Annotated in this window: 12 protein-coding genes and 5 tRNA genes; all 17 read right to left on the bottom strand. The window is 62.1% G+C overall.

Going from position 1 to position 14,989, the window contains the following annotated elements:
- Positions 1 to 4: 4 nt before the first annotated feature.
- The 17 genes from rpsG to DBW_RS05385 all read right to left on the bottom strand — a co-directional run bounded on the left by rpsG (position 5) and on the right by DBW_RS05385 (position 14,843).
- On the bottom strand, positions 5 to 475 hold the full coding sequence (gene rpsG / locus DBW_RS05465) for a 30S ribosomal protein S7 (RefSeq protein WP_066725358.1): 471 nt from the start codon (positions 473 to 475) through the stop codon (positions 5 to 7).
- A 20-nt stretch (positions 476 to 495) separates the two neighbouring features.
- The gene (gene rpsL / locus DBW_RS05460) at positions 496 to 867 is read right to left on the bottom strand and encodes a 30S ribosomal protein S12 (protein WP_066725350.1); all 372 of its coding nucleotides are present in this window, start codon (positions 865 to 867) and stop codon (positions 496 to 498) included.
- A 151-nt stretch (positions 868 to 1,018) separates the two neighbouring features.
- Positions 1,019 to 5,200, bottom strand: coding sequence for a DNA-directed RNA polymerase subunit beta' (rpoC, locus tag DBW_RS05455; RefSeq protein ID WP_066725347.1), 4,182 nt, complete (start codon positions 5,198 to 5,200; stop codon positions 1,019 to 1,021).
- 84 nt (positions 5,201 to 5,284) lie between these two features.
- Positions 5,285 to 9,394 (bottom strand): DNA-directed RNA polymerase subunit beta, encoded by a 4,110-nt coding sequence (gene rpoB, locus DBW_RS05450; RefSeq protein WP_066725344.1) that lies wholly within the window; start codon positions 9,392 to 9,394, stop codon positions 5,285 to 5,287.
- Between the two features lie 84 nt (positions 9,395 to 9,478).
- Positions 9,479 to 9,862, bottom strand: coding sequence for a 50S ribosomal protein L7/L12 (rplL, locus tag DBW_RS05445; protein ID WP_066725342.1), 384 nt, complete (start codon positions 9,860 to 9,862; stop codon positions 9,479 to 9,481).
- Between the two features lie 57 nt (positions 9,863 to 9,919).
- On the bottom strand, positions 9,920 to 10,438 hold the full coding sequence (gene rplJ / locus DBW_RS05440) for a 50S ribosomal protein L10 (RefSeq protein ID WP_066725340.1): 519 nt from the start codon (positions 10,436 to 10,438) through the stop codon (positions 9,920 to 9,922).
- Between the two features lie 203 nt (positions 10,439 to 10,641).
- Positions 10,642 to 11,343, bottom strand: coding sequence for a 50S ribosomal protein L1 (gene rplA / locus DBW_RS05435; protein WP_066725334.1), 702 nt, complete (start codon positions 11,341 to 11,343; stop codon positions 10,642 to 10,644).
- A 26-nt stretch (positions 11,344 to 11,369) separates the two neighbouring features.
- Positions 11,370 to 11,792: a 50S ribosomal protein L11 gene (rplK, locus tag DBW_RS05430; protein ID WP_066725331.1), complete on the bottom strand. Its 423-nt coding sequence runs from the start codon at positions 11,790 to 11,792 to the stop codon at positions 11,370 to 11,372.
- A 105-nt stretch (positions 11,793 to 11,897) separates the two neighbouring features.
- Positions 11,898 to 12,431: a transcription termination/antitermination protein NusG gene (gene nusG / locus DBW_RS05425; protein ID WP_066725330.1), complete on the bottom strand. Its 534-nt coding sequence runs from the start codon at positions 12,429 to 12,431 to the stop codon at positions 11,898 to 11,900.
- Positions 12,432 to 12,454: 23 nt separating this feature from the next.
- Complete coding sequence (gene secE, locus DBW_RS05420) at positions 12,455 to 12,640, bottom strand: preprotein translocase subunit SecE (RefSeq protein WP_066729693.1); 186 nt, start codon at positions 12,638 to 12,640, stop codon at positions 12,455 to 12,457.
- Between the two features lie 35 nt (positions 12,641 to 12,675).
- A tRNA-Trp gene (locus DBW_RS05415) sits at positions 12,676 to 12,752 on the bottom strand.
- A gap of 40 nt (positions 12,753 to 12,792) precedes the next feature.
- Positions 12,793 to 12,942: a 50S ribosomal protein L33 gene (gene rpmG, locus DBW_RS05410; RefSeq protein WP_066725327.1), complete on the bottom strand. Its 150-nt coding sequence runs from the start codon at positions 12,940 to 12,942 to the stop codon at positions 12,793 to 12,795.
- 62 nt (positions 12,943 to 13,004) lie between these two features.
- Positions 13,005 to 14,204: an elongation factor Tu gene (gene tuf, locus DBW_RS05405; protein WP_066725325.1), complete on the bottom strand. Its 1,200-nt coding sequence runs from the start codon at positions 14,202 to 14,204 to the stop codon at positions 13,005 to 13,007.
- A gap of 121 nt (positions 14,205 to 14,325) precedes the next feature.
- Positions 14,326 to 14,401: transfer RNA gene (locus tag DBW_RS05400), tRNA-Thr, on the bottom strand.
- A 35-nt stretch (positions 14,402 to 14,436) separates the two neighbouring features.
- Positions 14,437 to 14,513 (bottom strand) — tRNA-Gly (locus tag DBW_RS05395).
- A gap of 121 nt (positions 14,514 to 14,634) precedes the next feature.
- Positions 14,635 to 14,719: transfer RNA gene (locus DBW_RS05390), tRNA-Tyr, on the bottom strand.
- A 48-nt stretch (positions 14,720 to 14,767) separates the two neighbouring features.
- A tRNA-Thr gene (locus DBW_RS05385) sits at positions 14,768 to 14,843 on the bottom strand.
- Positions 14,844 to 14,989 lie beyond the last annotated feature (146 nt).

Here is a 14,989-nt window from a genome sequence, read left to right as displayed (position 1 = left end):
GGGGTTACCAGCGGTAGTGGGCGAAAGCCTTGTTGGCCTCGGCCATGCGGTGCGTATCTTCCTTCTTCTTCACCGCAGCGCCACGGTTGTTGGCGGCATCCAGGAACTCACCAGCGAGCCGCTCGCGCATCGTCTTCTCACCACGGGCGCGGGCATAGGTGATGATCCAGCGGAAGGCGAGAGCATTGCGCCGCTCGGCACGCACCTCGACGGGAACCTGGTAGGTGGAGCCACCGACGCGGCGGGACTTGACCTCAAGCATCGGCCGGACATTATCCAGGGCCTTCTTGAAGACTTCCAGCGGTTCATCGCTGGTCCGCTCGGAAATCAGGTCAAAGGCACCGTAGACGATCGACTCGGCAATACTCTTCTTGCCGTCGAGCATGACCGCGTTCATGAACTTGGCCACCAGGCGATCGTTGTATTTGGGATCGGGGAGAATAACCCGCTTGGCAACTTCTCTTCTTCTCGGCATAACGTCCTCTCAGCCCTTGGTTATTTCGGCCGCTTGGCCCCGTACTTGGAACGACTCTTCATCCGGCCCTTGACACCCGCCAAATCGAGGGTGCCACGCACGATGTGGTAACGTACACCCGGAAGGTCCTTAACGCGGCCGCCACGGATCAGCACCACGGAGTGCTCCTGGAGATTGTGCCCCACCCCGGGGATATAGGAGGTGACGACGATCCCGTTGGTGAGACGCACGCGGGCAACCTTGCGCAGCGCGGAGTTCGGCTTCTTCGGCGTGGTGGTGTAAACACGGGTGCATACCCCGCGCTTCTGGGGGTTCCCCTTCAGCGCCGGCGCCGTCGACTTTTTCTCCTTTTTTTCGCGTCCCTTACGGATCAACTGATTAATTGTCGGCATCTACTTACTCCCGAAATCGCGTATTCACAAAGTTAAAAGAGCGGTTGGTATTTTGCGGGGAAAAACCCGCGAATAGTAGCAACGCCCCCGACCCTTGTCAAGGACTTTTTTCAGACTTCTTTTCCTGGCTCTGCGGGGTTGCTCCCGGCCCTCAATCGAGGGCCGGTTCGATCCCTTCTTCGAGCTCACTTACGTCGCTGTCGTCGATCTCTTCCTCTTCCGGCATCGGCTCGGGGAGCTCTTCCGGCTCCTCGATGAGGAGCTTCGCGCCCCGGTACTTGGAGACACCGGTCCCGGCCGGGATCAGGCGGCCCATGATGACGTTCTCCTTGAGTCCGCGCAGGAAATCGACCTTCCCTTCGATCGCCGCCTGGGTGAGAACCTTGGTGGTCTCCTGGAAGGATGCGGCGGAGATGAAGGACTCGGTGGAGAGGGACGCCTTGGTGATGCCGAGCATCAGCGGCTCGCCGACGGCGGGCTGGCCATCCTCGGCCATGACCCGCTGGTTCTCCTGTTCGAACTCCCAGCGCTCGACCTGGTCGTCGAGGAGGAAGCGGGTATCGCCGACCTCCTTGATGCGGACCCGGCGCAGCATCTGGCGCACGATCGTCTCGATGTGCTTGTCGTTGATCTTGACCCCCTGCAGGCGGTAGACCTCCTGCACCTCGTCGACCAGGTACTTGGCCAGCTCCTTCTCGCCAAGGACGCGCAGGATGTCGTGGGGGTTGGAGGAGCCATCCATCAGCGCCTCGCCGGCCTTGACATGATCCCCCTCGTGGACGCTGATGTGCTTCCCTTTGGGGATCAGATATTCCTTTGCCTCGCCAAGCTCGGGAGTGACGACGACCTTGCGTTTCCCCTTGCTGTCCTTGCCGAAGGAGACCATGCCGTCGATCTCGGAGATGACGGCGAACTCTTTCGGCTTGCGCGCCTCGAAGAGCTCGGCGACGCGCGGCAGACCCCCGGTGATGTCCTTGGTCTTGGTCGTTTCGCGGGGGATCTTGGAGAGGATCTCACCGGCGCTGGCGAGCATGTCCTCGGTGACGACGATGTTGGCGCCGACCGGCAGCATGTAGCGCGCCGGAGCTCCGTTGGGAAGCTTGGCGGTCTTCCCCTCGGCGTCCTTGAGGGTAATGCGCGGCCGCTTCGCCGGGTCTTTCGACTCGATGATGACCTTGCGGGAGAGGCCGGTGACTTCGTCAACCTGCTCCTCCATGGTGATCCCCTCGATAATGTCGCCGAAGCGCACGACACCGGCGATCTCGGTGAGGATCGGCATGGTGTAGGGGTCCCACTCGGCGATCAGGACGCCGCTCTTCACCGCTCCGCCGGGGCCGATCCGGAGCTTGGCGCCGTAGACCACGCCGTAGCGCTCGCGCTCGCGACCGGTCTCGTCGATCACCGCGATTTCACCGTTGCGGTTCATGACGACATGGTTGCCGGCGGTATCGACGACGGTGTTGAGGTTGATGTATTTGAGCTCGCCGTCGAAGCGGGCTTCGAGGGAGGTCTGTTCGGCCCGCCGCGACGCGGTACCACCGATATGGAAGGTCCGCATGGTAAGCTGGGTGCCCGGCTCGCCGATCGACTGGGCGGCGATGACGCCGACCGCCTCGCCGAGGTTGACCAGGTGGCCGCGGGCGAGATCGCGCCCGTAGCAGGTGGCGCAGATGCCGCGCCGGCTCTGGCAGGTGAGGACCGAGCGAATCTTGAGCTTTTCGATCCCGGCGTCCTCCACCTTCTTGACCAGCGCTTCGTCGATCTCGGCGTTGGCTTCGACCAGCACCTCACCGGTGACCGGATCGAGGACATCCTCCAGGGCCGAGCGGCCGAGGATGCGATCGCCCAGAGGTTCGATCACCTCGCCTCCCTCGGTGAGCGAGGAGACCTGGATGCCATCGAGAGTGCCGCAATCGGTCTCGGTGATGATGGCGTCCTGGGCGACATCGACCAGGCGCCGGGTCAGGTAACCGGAGTTGGCGGTCTTCAGCGCGGTATCGGCGAGACCCTTGCGGGCGCCGTGGGTCGAGATGAAGTACTGCAGAACGGTCAGACCCTCGCGGAAGTTGGCGGTGATCGGGGTCTCGATGATCTCGCCCGACGGCTTGGCCATCAGACCGCGCATACCGGCCAGCTGCCGGATCTGCTGGGCGGAGCCGCGGGCCCCAGAGTCGGCCATCATGTGGATGGCGTTGAAGGAGGGAACCTTCACCTTCTCCCCGGAAGCGGGGTCGACGAGGACGTCGACGGAGAGGTTGCCCAGCATGGTCTGGGCGATATCCTCGGTACACTTGGCCCAGATGTCGATGACCTTGTTGTAGCGCTCGCCGTCGGTGATGAGACCCTCGGTGTACTGCTGCTGGATCTCCTTGACCTCTTCGACCGCCTTGTTGATGAAATTCTCCTTGCCGGCGGGGATGACCATGTCATCGAGGCAGATCGAGATGCCGGCCAGGGTCGAATACTTATAGCCGGTCTCTTTCAGCTTGTCGGCGAGGATGACCGTCTCCTTGTTGCCGGCGAGACGGAAGGAGGCGTCGATCAGCTCCGCCACCTGCTTCTTGGTCATCCCCTTGTTGATGTATTCAAAAGGGATCGACTCGGGAACGACGTCGCGCAGCAGGACGCGGCCGATGGTGGTTTCGATCAGCTGCGGCGCTTCGCCGACGGCATTGACCATGCGCACCTTGACCTTGGCCTGGAGGTCGGCCTCCCCCGCATCGAAGGCGATGCGCACCTCTTCCGGGGAAGCGAAGATCTTGCCGCTCCCCTTGACGAAGGCACGCTCGCGGGTCATGTAGTAGATGCCGAGGACCATGTCCTGGGAGGGGACGATGATCGGCTTGCCGTTGGCCGGCGAGAGGATGTTGTTGGTCGACATCATCAGCACCCGGGCTTCGATCTGGCTCTCGACCGACAGCGGCAGGTGGACCGCCATCTGGTCACCGTCGAAGTCGGCGTTGAAGGCGGTGCAGACCAGCGGGTGGAGCTGGATCGCTTTCCCTTCGATGAGGACCGGTTCGAAGGCCTGGATGCCGAGACGGTGCAGGGTCGGTGCGCGGTTGAGCATCACCGGGTGTTCCTTGATGACCTCCTCGAGCACGTCCCAGACTTCCGGCTTCTCCTTCTCCACCATCTTCTTGGCGCTCTTGATGGTGGTGCAGTAGCCGCGCTCTTCGAGCTTGTTGTAGATGAAGGGTTTGAAGAGTTCGAGAGCCATCTTCTTCGGCAGGCCGCACTGGTGCAGCTTCAGCTCCGGGCCGACGACGATAACGCTGCGCCCCGAGTAGTCGACGCGCTTGCCGAGCAGGTTCTGGCGGAAGCGGCCCCCCTTCCCTTTCAGCATGTCGGAGAGGGACTTGAGGGGACGCTTGTTGGGACCGGTGATCGCCCGGCCGCGGCGGCCGTTGTCAAAGAGGGCGTCGACCGCCTCCTGCAGCATCCGCTTCTCGTTGCGGATAATGACCTCCGGGGCGCGCAGTTCCATCAGCCGTTTCAGGCGGTTGTTGCGGTTGATCACCCGGCGGTAGAGGTCGTTGAGGTCGGAGGTGGCGAAACGGCCGCCGTCGAGGGGGACGAGCGGGCGCAGCTCGGGGGGGAGGACCGGGATGGTTTCGAGGATCATCCACTCGGGGCGGTTGCCGCTTTCGCGGAAGGCCTCGACGACCTTGAGACGCTTGGCGACCTTCTTGCGCTTCGCCTCGCTCGCCGCCTCCTTCATCTCCACCCGCAGGCTGCTGCCGAGCTCGTCGAGCTCGATGGCGGAGAGGAGCTCACGAATCGCCTCGGCCCCCATGCTGGCGGTGAACTGGCCGGAGAACTCCTCCATCAGCTCGTGGTACTTCTCCTCGGTGAGGATATTGCCGACCACAAGGTTGCTCTCCCCCGGATCGAGGACGACATAAGCCTCGAAATAGAGGATCTTCTCGACCTCCTTGAGGGTCATGTCGAGAAGGGTCGAAATCCGCGACGGCAGCGATTTCAGGAACCAGATATGCGCCACCGGGCAGGCGAGGTCGATATGCCCGAGTCGCTCGCGGCGCACCTTGCTCGGAATGACCTCGACGCCGCACTTTTCGCAGACGATGCCGCGGTGCTTCATGCGCTTGTACTTGCCGCAGTTGCACTCGTAGTCCTTGGTCGGACCGAAGATCTTGGCGCAGAAGAGGCCGTCCCGCTCGGGCTTGAAGGTCCGGTAGTTGATCGTCTCGGGCTTCTTGACTTCGCCGAAGGAACGTTCGCGGATCTTCTCCGGGCTGGCCAGGGAGAGCCGGATGGCGTTGAAGTTGAGGGGATCTTTCGGCCGCTCAAGCAGAGTAAAGATATCTTCCAAGGCACATCCTCCTTATAGGATGGTTGGTTATAAGGCAAAAACCTTGCATCGGCCCGCCAGGTTCCGGGGAACCTGCAGCAGGTCCTATTCCTCTTCTTCCTCGAGCAGTTCGACGTCGAGGCAGAGCGACTGGAGTTCCTTGATCAGGACGTTGAAGGACTCGGGGAGTCCCGCCTCCAGGGTATGCTTCCCCTTGACGATCGCCTCGTAGATCCGGGTGCGGCCGGCGACGTCGTCGGACTTGACGGTGAGGAACTCCTGCAGCGCATGGGCTGCGCCGTAGGCTTCGAGCGCCCAGACCTCCATCTCGCCGAGGCGCTGGCCACCGAACTGGGCCTTGCCGCCCAGCGGCTGCTGGGTGACGAGGCTGTAGGGGCCGATGGAACGGGCGTGGATCTTGTCGTCAACCAGGTGGTGCAGTTTGAGCATATACATGATGCCAACGGTGACCTGTTCCTTGAAGGGGTCGCCGGTCTTGCCGTTATAGAGGGTCATCTGCCCGCCGCTGGAGACGCCGGCCCTGGTCATTTCGGCCTTCATCTGCTCTTCGTTGACCCCCTCGAAAACCGGGGAGGCCATCGGGATGCCGCCGGCGAGGCGGCGTCCCATCGCCAGCACCTCGTCGTCGCCGAGGCCGTCAATGAACTTGGCGAGCTCCTTGTCGCCGTAGATCGTCTTGACCTTCTTCTTCAGCGCCGCCGGGCTGTAATCGCGGTCGAGCACTTCCTGGATCTGCAGACCGAGGCCGCGGGCGGCGAGCCCGAGGTGGGTCTCGAGGATCTGGCCGACGTTCATACGGGACGGGACGCCGAGGGGATTGAGGACAATCTCCACCGGGGTGCCGTCGGCCATGTAGGGCATATCTTCTTCGGGGAGGATGCGCGAGAGGACACCCTTGTTACCGTGGCGACCGGCCATCTTGTCGCCGACCGAGAGCTTGCGCTTGATGGCGATGTAGACCTTGACCATCTTGATCACGCCCGGGGGGAGATCGTCGCCACGCTTGAGCTTCTCGATCTTGTCGGCAAAAACCCCCTTGATCAGGTCCTCCCGTTCGGCGAGGCGCAAAAAGACCGTCGCCACCTTCTCTTCGATCTCCTCGGCCTTGGCGAGGGAGATTTCGCGCCAGGCGAGGAACGGCAGCTGATCGAGGGCTTCCTCGGTCAGCTTTTTCCCCTTGGCAACGAGGACGGTCCCGCTCTCGTTGACGACCTGGACCGCCGCGGTCTGACCGACCAGCAGCGATTTCAGTTTCCCCTTGGTCGAGTCGCGGATGATGCGGATCTCGTCGTGCTGATCCTTGAGCAGCTTGTCGATCTCCGCCTTCTCGATCATCTCGGTGCGGCTGTCCTTGTCCGCCCCCTTGCGGGAGAAGACGCGGGCGCCGATGACGACCCCCTCGACCCCCGGCGGGACCCGCAGCGAGGTATCGCGCACATCGCCGGCCTTTTCGCCGAAGATGGCACGCAGCAGCTTCTCCTCGGGGGAGAGCTGGGTCTCCCCTTTCGGGGTGATCTTGCCGACCAGAATGTCGCCGGGCTGAACCTCGGCGCCGATGCGGATAATGCCGCTCTCGTCGAGATCGGCGAGGGCGTCCTCACCGAGGTTGGGGATGTCGTCGGTGATCTCTTCCTTGCCGAGCTTGGTGTCGCGGGCGACGCACTCGAACTCCTCGATGTGAATCGAGGTGTAGCGGTCCTCCTTGACCAGCTTCTCGGAGATCAGGATCGAGTCCTCGAAGTTGTACCCTTCCCAGGGCATGAAGGCGACCAGGACGTTCTGCCCGAGGGCGAGCTCCCCCCACTGGGTCGAGGGGCCGTCGGCGATGATCTCGCCGCGCTTGACCTTGTCGCCGACCTTGACGATCGGTTTCTGGTTGAGGCAGGTGTTCTGGTTGCTGCGGATGAACTTGATCAGGTTGTAGATGTCGACACCGGTGCCGGTCTCGTCGACTTCCCCTTCGTCGATGCGCACCACGATGCGGGCCGCGTCGACGCTCTCGACGGTGCCGTGATGGCGAGCGACGACCGCGGCGCCCGAGTCATGGGCGACGATGCGCTCCATGCCGGTACCGACCAGCGGCGCGTCTGCCCGCAGCAGCGGCACCGCCTGACGCTGCATGTTCGAGCCCATCAGGGCGCGGTTGGCGTCGTCGTTTTCGAGGAAAGGGATCAGCGAGGCGGCGACCGAGACCAGCTGCTTGGGCGAGACGTCCATCAGCTCGATGTCCTCGCGGTTCATCAGCATGAACTCGCCGTTCTTGCGGGCATTGACCAGCTCGTTGACGAAGGTGCTGTCCTCGTTGAGGGGCGCGTTCGCCTGGGCGATGGCATGCCCCTCCTCCTCGAGGGCCGAGAAGTAGCGGATATCGGTGGTGACCTTGCCGTCCTTGACCAGCCGGTAGGGGGTCTCGACGAAACCGTGCTCGTTGATGCGGGCATAGGTCGAGAGCGACGCGATCAGGCCGATGTTCGGCCCCTCCGGGGTCTCGATCGGGCAGACGCGGCCGTAGTGGGTCGGATGGACGTCGCGCACCTCGAAGCCGGCCCGCTCGCGGGTCAGGCCCCCCGGTCCGAGGGCCGAGAGGCGCCGCTTGTGGGTGATCTCGGAGAGGGGGTTGGTCTGGTCCATGAACTGGGAGAGCTGGCTGGAACCGAAGAACTCCTTGACCACCGCCGAGACCGGCTTGGAGTTGATCAGGTCGTGGGGCATCAGGCTGTCGACTTCCTGCAGGCTCATGCGCTCCTTGATGGCGCGCTCCATGCGCACCAGGCCGACCCGGTACTGGTTTTCGAGCAGCTCGCCGACGGCGCGCACCCGGCGGTTGCCGAGGTGGTCGATATCGTCGATGGCCCCCTTGCCGTTGCGCAGGTCAATCAGGTAGCGCACCACTTCAAGGATATCCTCCTTGGTCAGGGTGGTGTGCTCCAGCGGCGTCTCGAGACCGAGCTTGTAGTTGAGCTTGAGTCGGCCGACGGCGGAGAGGTCGTAGCGCTCGGCGTTGAAGAAGAGGCTGTCGAAGAGGGCCCGGGCGCTCTTCAGGGTCGGCGGATCACCGGGGCGCAGCCGCCGATAAATCTCGATCATCGCGTCGTCCGGGGTCCCGACCTTGTCGAGGAGCAGGGTGTCGCGCAGATAGGGGCCGACATAGAGGTGGTCGATGAAGAGGACCTTGAGCTCGCTGATACCGCGGCTGCGCAACTCTTCGATCTTGCCGGCGGTCAGTTCCTCGTTGCATTCGACGACAACCTCGCCGGTGGCGGTGTCGACGATGTCGGTGGAGGCGATCTTGCCGAGGACATCCTCCTCAAGGATCTGGATCGTCTCAATCCCCTTTTCGGCCAGCTTGCGGATCGCCGCCTTGGTAAACTTGCGGTTCGCCTTGACGATCACCTCGCCGTCGGCTGCCACCACGTCGAAGGCGGCGCGCTGTCCCGGGAGGAGGTCGAGGTTGACCTTTTTCTGGTATCCGTTGCTGTCGATCAGCAGGGTATCGATGTCGTAGTAGTAGTTGAGCAGCTCCTCGGTCGAATAGCCGAGGGCCTTGAGCAGCACCGTCGCCGGCAGCTTGCGGCGGCGGTCGATGCGCACGTAGAGGAGGTCTTTATGATCAAAGTCGAAGTCGAGCCAAGAGCCGCGGTAGGGAATGACCCGGGCGGAATAAAGGATCTTGCCGCTGCTGTGGGTTTTTCCCTTGTCGTGGTCGAAAAAGACCCCGGGGGAGCGGTGCAACTGGCTGACGATGACCCTTTCAGTCCCGTTGATGATGAAGGTCCCGTTTTCGGTCATGAGCGGAATCTCGCCGAAATAGACCTCCTGTTCCTTGATGTCGCGGATCGACTGCACGCCGGAATCCTTGTCGACATCCCAGGAGACGAGGCGCACCCGGACCTTGACCGGGGCGGCGAAGGTCATGCCGCGCTGGTGGCACTCGTCGACGTCATATTTGGGAATTCCCAGGGAGTAGGAGACATACTCGAGGGAACAGGTTTCGCTGAAGTCGCGGATCGGAAAGACGGAGCGGAAGACTGCCTCGAGGCCGATATTCTGCCGCGCCGAAGGAGGAAGCTCCGCCTGGAGGAAACGCTTGTAGGAATTCTTCTGGATATCGATCAGATTGGGGATATCGATGATCCGCTTGATCTGCGCGAAGTGTTTCCTCAGAAGCTGGTTATTCGCGATCGAATAAGCCATGATTTCTCCTTGTGCTAACGAAAGTAGAATAGCCAAGGCCGCACAAGGCGACCTTGGCTAATGGCGAAACTATCGGACAGGGTACTATTTGAGCTCCACTTTGGCGCCGGCTTCCTCAAGCTGTTTCTTCAGTTCTTCGGCTTCGGCCTTGGGCATCGCTTCCTTGACGGTCTGGGGAGCGCCGTCGACGAGGTCCTTGGCTTCCTTGAGGCCGAGACCGGTCACGGCACGGACCACCTTGATGACGTTGATCTTCTTGTCGCCGGCTTCCTTGAGGACGACGTCGAACTCGTCCTTCTCTTCGACCGGGGCGGCAGCAGCAGCGGCCGGGCCGGCAGCGGCAACGGCGACCGGGGCCGCGGCGGAGACGCCGAATTTCTCTTCCAGTTCCTTGACCAGTTCAGACAGTTCGAGAACGGACATCTTCTCGATAAATTCGACAACCTGTTCCTTGGTGATTGCAGCCATGGTTTCCTCCGTATCGGTGCTTAACGTAAAGGGTTAAAAAGTAATCGGAATGGCGGCTCAGGCCGCCTTCTTGTCCTGGATTGCCGCGAGCACCTGGACCAGCGAACGCGGTACCGCCGCCAGTACGCCAACAAAGTTGGACACCGGGGCGTTAAGGGTACCGAGCAGCTTGCCGAGCAGCACTTCGCGCGACGGCAGTTCGGCCAGGGCCTTGATGTCGTCGATCGACAGCAGCTTGCCGTCGAGAGCGCCGGCCTTGAGCTCGAATTTGGCGTTGGCCTTGGCGAATTCGCTGAGAATCTTGGCCGGGGCGACCGGGTCAGCGCCGGCGATGGCGATGGCGGTCGGGCCGGCCAGGTGCGCGTCGAGGCACTCGGCGCCGGTGCCCTTGGCGGCAAGGCGCAGCAGGGTATTCTTCACCACCTGGTACTCGACGTCGGCCTTGCGCAGTTCGCCGCGCAGGGCATTGACCTGCTCGACGTTCAGCCCGCGGTAGTCGGCGAGAAAGGTAGCCTTGGCGTTCGCCAGCTTGGCGGCGAGGTCGGCAACGACTTGTTCCTTGCTGTTCTTATTCAACGTCTCTCCTCCTTTCTAAGTAGTCTGGGGTCTGCATTGAGTCCCGCGCCCTAGACTGAGGACCTGGAGGGAGACGGATAACCCGTTCCCCGTGGTACGGCCTCGGCAGGTGGCATCATCCATTAACCGTCAGGTTCGACGGGCCTGCTGTCTTTGACCTAGAGCGTTGCTATGCCATGACCGCAACCAGTGCGGCGATGGAATTACTTGACCAGCGCCTGGACCGCCGGGACATCGAGATTGATGCCCGGGCCCATGGTGCTGGAGAGGCTGATCTTCTTCAGGTAGGTCCCTTTGGAGGTCTGCGGCTTGGCCTTGACCAGGGCGTCCATCACCGCCAGGATGTTGCCGGCGAGTTTTTCCGGGTCAAAGGAGACCTTGCCGACCGGCGCGTGGACGATCCCGGCCTTCTCGACGCGGTATTCGACCTTGCCCGACTTCGCCTCGTTGACGGCGCGGCCGATGTCGAAGGTGACGGTGCCGACCTTGGGGTTCGGCATCAGGCCGCGGGGGCCGAGGAGCTTGCCGATCTTGCCGACGGTCCCCATCATGTCCGGGGTGGCGATGGCGGTGTCGAAATCGAACCAGCCCCCCTGGATCTTGGCGACCAGGTCATCGGCACCGACGTAATCGGCACCGGCAGCCTGGGCTTCCTGGGCTTTCTCCCCCTTGGCAAAGACAAGGACACGTACGGTCTTGCCGAGGCCGTTGGGAAGGACGACGGCGCCGCGGACCATCTGGTCGGCCTTGCGCGGGTCGACGCCGAGGCGCACCGAAATATCGACGGTCTCGTCGAACTTGGCGAAAGCGGCCTGCTTGACCAGGGCGATCCCCTCTTCGAGGGTATAGACTTGGGTGCGGTCGATCTGGGCCTTGGCTGCTTTATGCTGTTTTCCTGTTGGCATTGTTTTACTCCAGACGTGCCGATAAATTATTCGACTTCGAGACCCATGCTGCGGGCGGTACCCTCGATGGTACGGATCGCGGCGTCCAGGTCGAATGCGTTAAGGTCGGGCATCTTCAGCTCGGCGATCTCCTTGACCTGGGCCTTGGTCACCTTCCCCACCTTGGTCTTGTTGGGAACGCCGGACCCCTTTTCGAGTTTGGCCGCCTTGAGCAACAGAACCGCCGCCGGCGGGGTCTTGGTGATAAAGGAGAAGGAGCGGTCACCATAGACGGTGATCACCACCGGGGTAATCATCCCCGCTTCAGCCTGGGTCTTGGCGTTGAACGCCTTGCAGAATTCCATGATGTTGACCCCGTGCTGACCGAGCGCGGGACCGACCGGCGGCGAAGGGTTCGCCTTGCCGGCAGGAATCTGCAGTTTTATCATTCCGATAACCTTCTTGGCCATACGGTACTCCTTCAGTTACTTCAATTAGGTTCAAGGCTCAAGGCATCACGTTCCCGGGCTCAGGACACCCCGAACCGCGAACCGCAAGCAGTGAACCCAGTACGTTTAGCTGGTTTTTTCGACCTGTATGAATTCGAGTTCCACCGGGGTAACCCGGCCAAAAATGCTGACCATAACCTTGAGCTTCGCCTTGTCGGGCTTGACGTCCTCGACGACACCGGTGAAATTGAGGAACGGCCCGTCGACCACCCGCACCGTCTCACCGACTTCGAACTGGACCTTCGGCTTGGGCCGCTCGACCCCTTCTTCCATCCGGGCGGTGATCTTCGCCACATCCTCGTCGGGGATCGCCGGCGGGGTGGCGCCGCCACCGACGAAACCGGTCACCTTCGGCGTATCCTTGACGATGTGCCAGGTCTCGTTGTCGAGCTCCATCTGCACCAGGATGTAGCCGGGGAAGAATTTCCGCGACGAAGTGCGGCGCTCGCCCTTTTTCAGCTCGACGACGGTCTCCGAGGGAATCAGCACCGTCCCGAAACGGTCTTCCGCTCCGAACTGGCGTATGCGCTCCTCGAGGTTGAGCTTGACCTTGTTTTCGTACCCCGAGTAGGTATGAACCCCGTACCACTTCATTGCCATGAAAGACGCCTTCCCTGTCGCACTCAGCGGAGGAGCAAACGGATCAGCGTGGAGAGGGCCGAGTCGACCACCCAGAGAAAGACGGCGACGGCCATGACCAGCGAGATGACCACCAGCGTCGAAGCATAGGTGTCTTTTCGGGTCGGCCAGGTGACCTTTTCGAGCTCACCCTTGACGTTGCTCAGAAACTGGGTCGCTTTACCAAGCACTATCTGAACCCCCACAGAGGATCGTTGTTAAAATTTGGCAGGCCAGGAGGGACTCGAACCCCCAACACCCGGTTTTGGAGACCGGTGCTCTAGCCATTAGAGCTACTGGCCTGCATGCGTAAAGCCGCAGACCGCTGCGGCTCGTCCGGTTGCTATTTGGTCTCGCGGTGCGGTGTGTGCTTCTTGCAGAAGCGGCAGTACTTGCTGAATTCCAGCTTGTCCGGTGTGTTCTTCTTGTTCTTGGTGGTGGTGTAGTTGCGTTGCTTGCACTCGGTGCAGGCGAGGGTAACGATGTCCCGCATGATGACTTATCCTTCAACCCCCACCCCGGCACTCCGGGGCGGGGGCCTGCGCAAGAATGAAATTACTCGATGATGTCGGAGACGACACCGGCGCCGACGGTGCGGCCGCCTTCGCGGATCGCGAAGCGCAGTTCCTTGTCCATGGCAATCGGGGTGATCAGGTTCACGGTCATGGCGATGTTGTCGCCCGGCATGACCATCTCGGTCCCCTCCGGCAGCTCGACGATCCCGGTCACGTCCGTGGTCCGGAAGTAGAACTGGGGACGGTAGCCCTTGAAGAACGGGGTGTGACGACCCCCCTCCTCCTTGGTCAGGATGTAGGCTTCGGCCTTGAACTTGGTGTGCGGGGTGATGCTGCCGGGCTTGGCCAGCACCTGGCCGCGCTCGATGTCCTCGCGCTTGACGCCGCGCAGCAGCACGCCGACGTTGTCACCGGCCTGCCCCTGGTCGAGCAGCTTGCGGAACATCTCGACACCGGTGACGACCGTCTTCGCCGTCGCCTTCATGCCGACGATCTCGATCTCCTCGCCGACCTTGACCACGCCGCGCTCGACACGACCGGTCGCCACGGTGCCGCGGCCGGAGATCGAGAAGACGTCTTCCACCGGCATCAGGAAGGGGCGATCGATGGCCCGCTCCGGCTCGGGGATGTAGCTGTCGACCGCATCCATCAGGTCGAGGACCGGCTTGCAGGCCGCGCACTCCACCTTGCCGCAGCCGCACTCGAGGGCTTTCAGCGCGCTGCCGGGGATGATCGGAATGTCGTCGCCGGGGAAGTCGTAGGCGGAGAGGAGCTCACGCACCTCCAGCTCGACCAGCTCCATCAGCTCCTCGTCGTCGACCATGTCGGCCTTGTTGAGGAAAACGACCATGGCGGGGACGCCGACCTGGCGGGCGAGCAGGATGTGCTCGCGGGTCTGCGGCATCGGGCCGTCGGCCGCCGAACAGACCAGGATCGCGCCGTCCATCTGCGCCGCACCGGTGATCATGTTCTTGACGTAGTCGGCATGGCCCGGGCAGTCGACGTGGGCGTAGTGCCGCTTCTCGGTCTGGTACTCGACGTGGGCGGTGGCGATGGTGATGCCGCGCTCGCGCTCCTCGGGAGCGTTGTCGATCATGTCGAAGGCTTTGAACTCGGCGCCGCCCCGGGACGCCAGAACCTTGGTGATGGCGGCGGTCAGGGTCGTCTTGCCGTGGTCAACGTGACCGATCGTCCCGATGTTGACATGGGGCTTGGTTCTTTCGAATTTGGCTTTGGACATTGCGTCAACCTCCCTTGTTTCGTTCTTAGGAAAATCTCGCCTCGGGCCCGACATCCGTTGCCGGAACGCCGGACCGCTGGACCAAGGAGTGAAAACAGAAAAATCTCCCCAAGGCAGTGAATGGAGCCCACAACCGGATTCGAACCGGTGACCTCTTCCTTACCAAGGAAGTGCTCTACCTACTGAGCTATGTGGGCCTGACACTGACTACCCGCGGAGAACCGTTATAATTTGGAGCGGGAAACGGGACTCGAACCCGCGACCCTCAGCTTGGAAGGCTGATGCTCTAGCCAACTGAGCTACTCCCGCCCAAACGAAAAACCGCTATGTGAAGCGTTGTGGACTTGCATCCGGCCTCCGTCCCAGTTCGCGTAGCCCGCCGTGGGCCTCCTGGTTTCCGTCGACCGAACCGCGTCCGGCAAGTGTCTTATGGTGGAGGGGGGAGGATTCGAACCTCCGAAGTCTACGACGGCAGATTTACAGTCTGCTCCCTTTGGCCACTCGGGAACCCCTCCAGGGGACGCACTGCTGATTTTCAAGGGCCAACCGGCCCGGTAGCTCAATGGAGCTGGCGACAGGAATTGAACCCGCAACCTGCTGATTACAAGTCAGCTGCTCTACCTGTTGAGCTACGCCAGCACAGGGGGGGATTTATACATCAGGGTCCGGTAAATTGCAAGGACTTTTTTCCACCCCGATCCGCTGTCATCACAAAGACGCATGTATAGAGGAGACCACGGGGGCTTGTCAAGTATTTCGCGGGGGCAGACCAAGATTTTTTCGCG

Origin of the sequence: Desulfuromonas sp. DDH964, assembly GCF_001611275.1 — a bacterium.
GTDB lineage: Bacteria > Desulfobacterota > Desulfuromonadia > Desulfuromonadales > DDH964 > DDH964.
The sequence above is the reverse complement of the archived record's forward strand: the minus strand, read 5'-3'. Positions and strand labels throughout refer to the sequence as shown.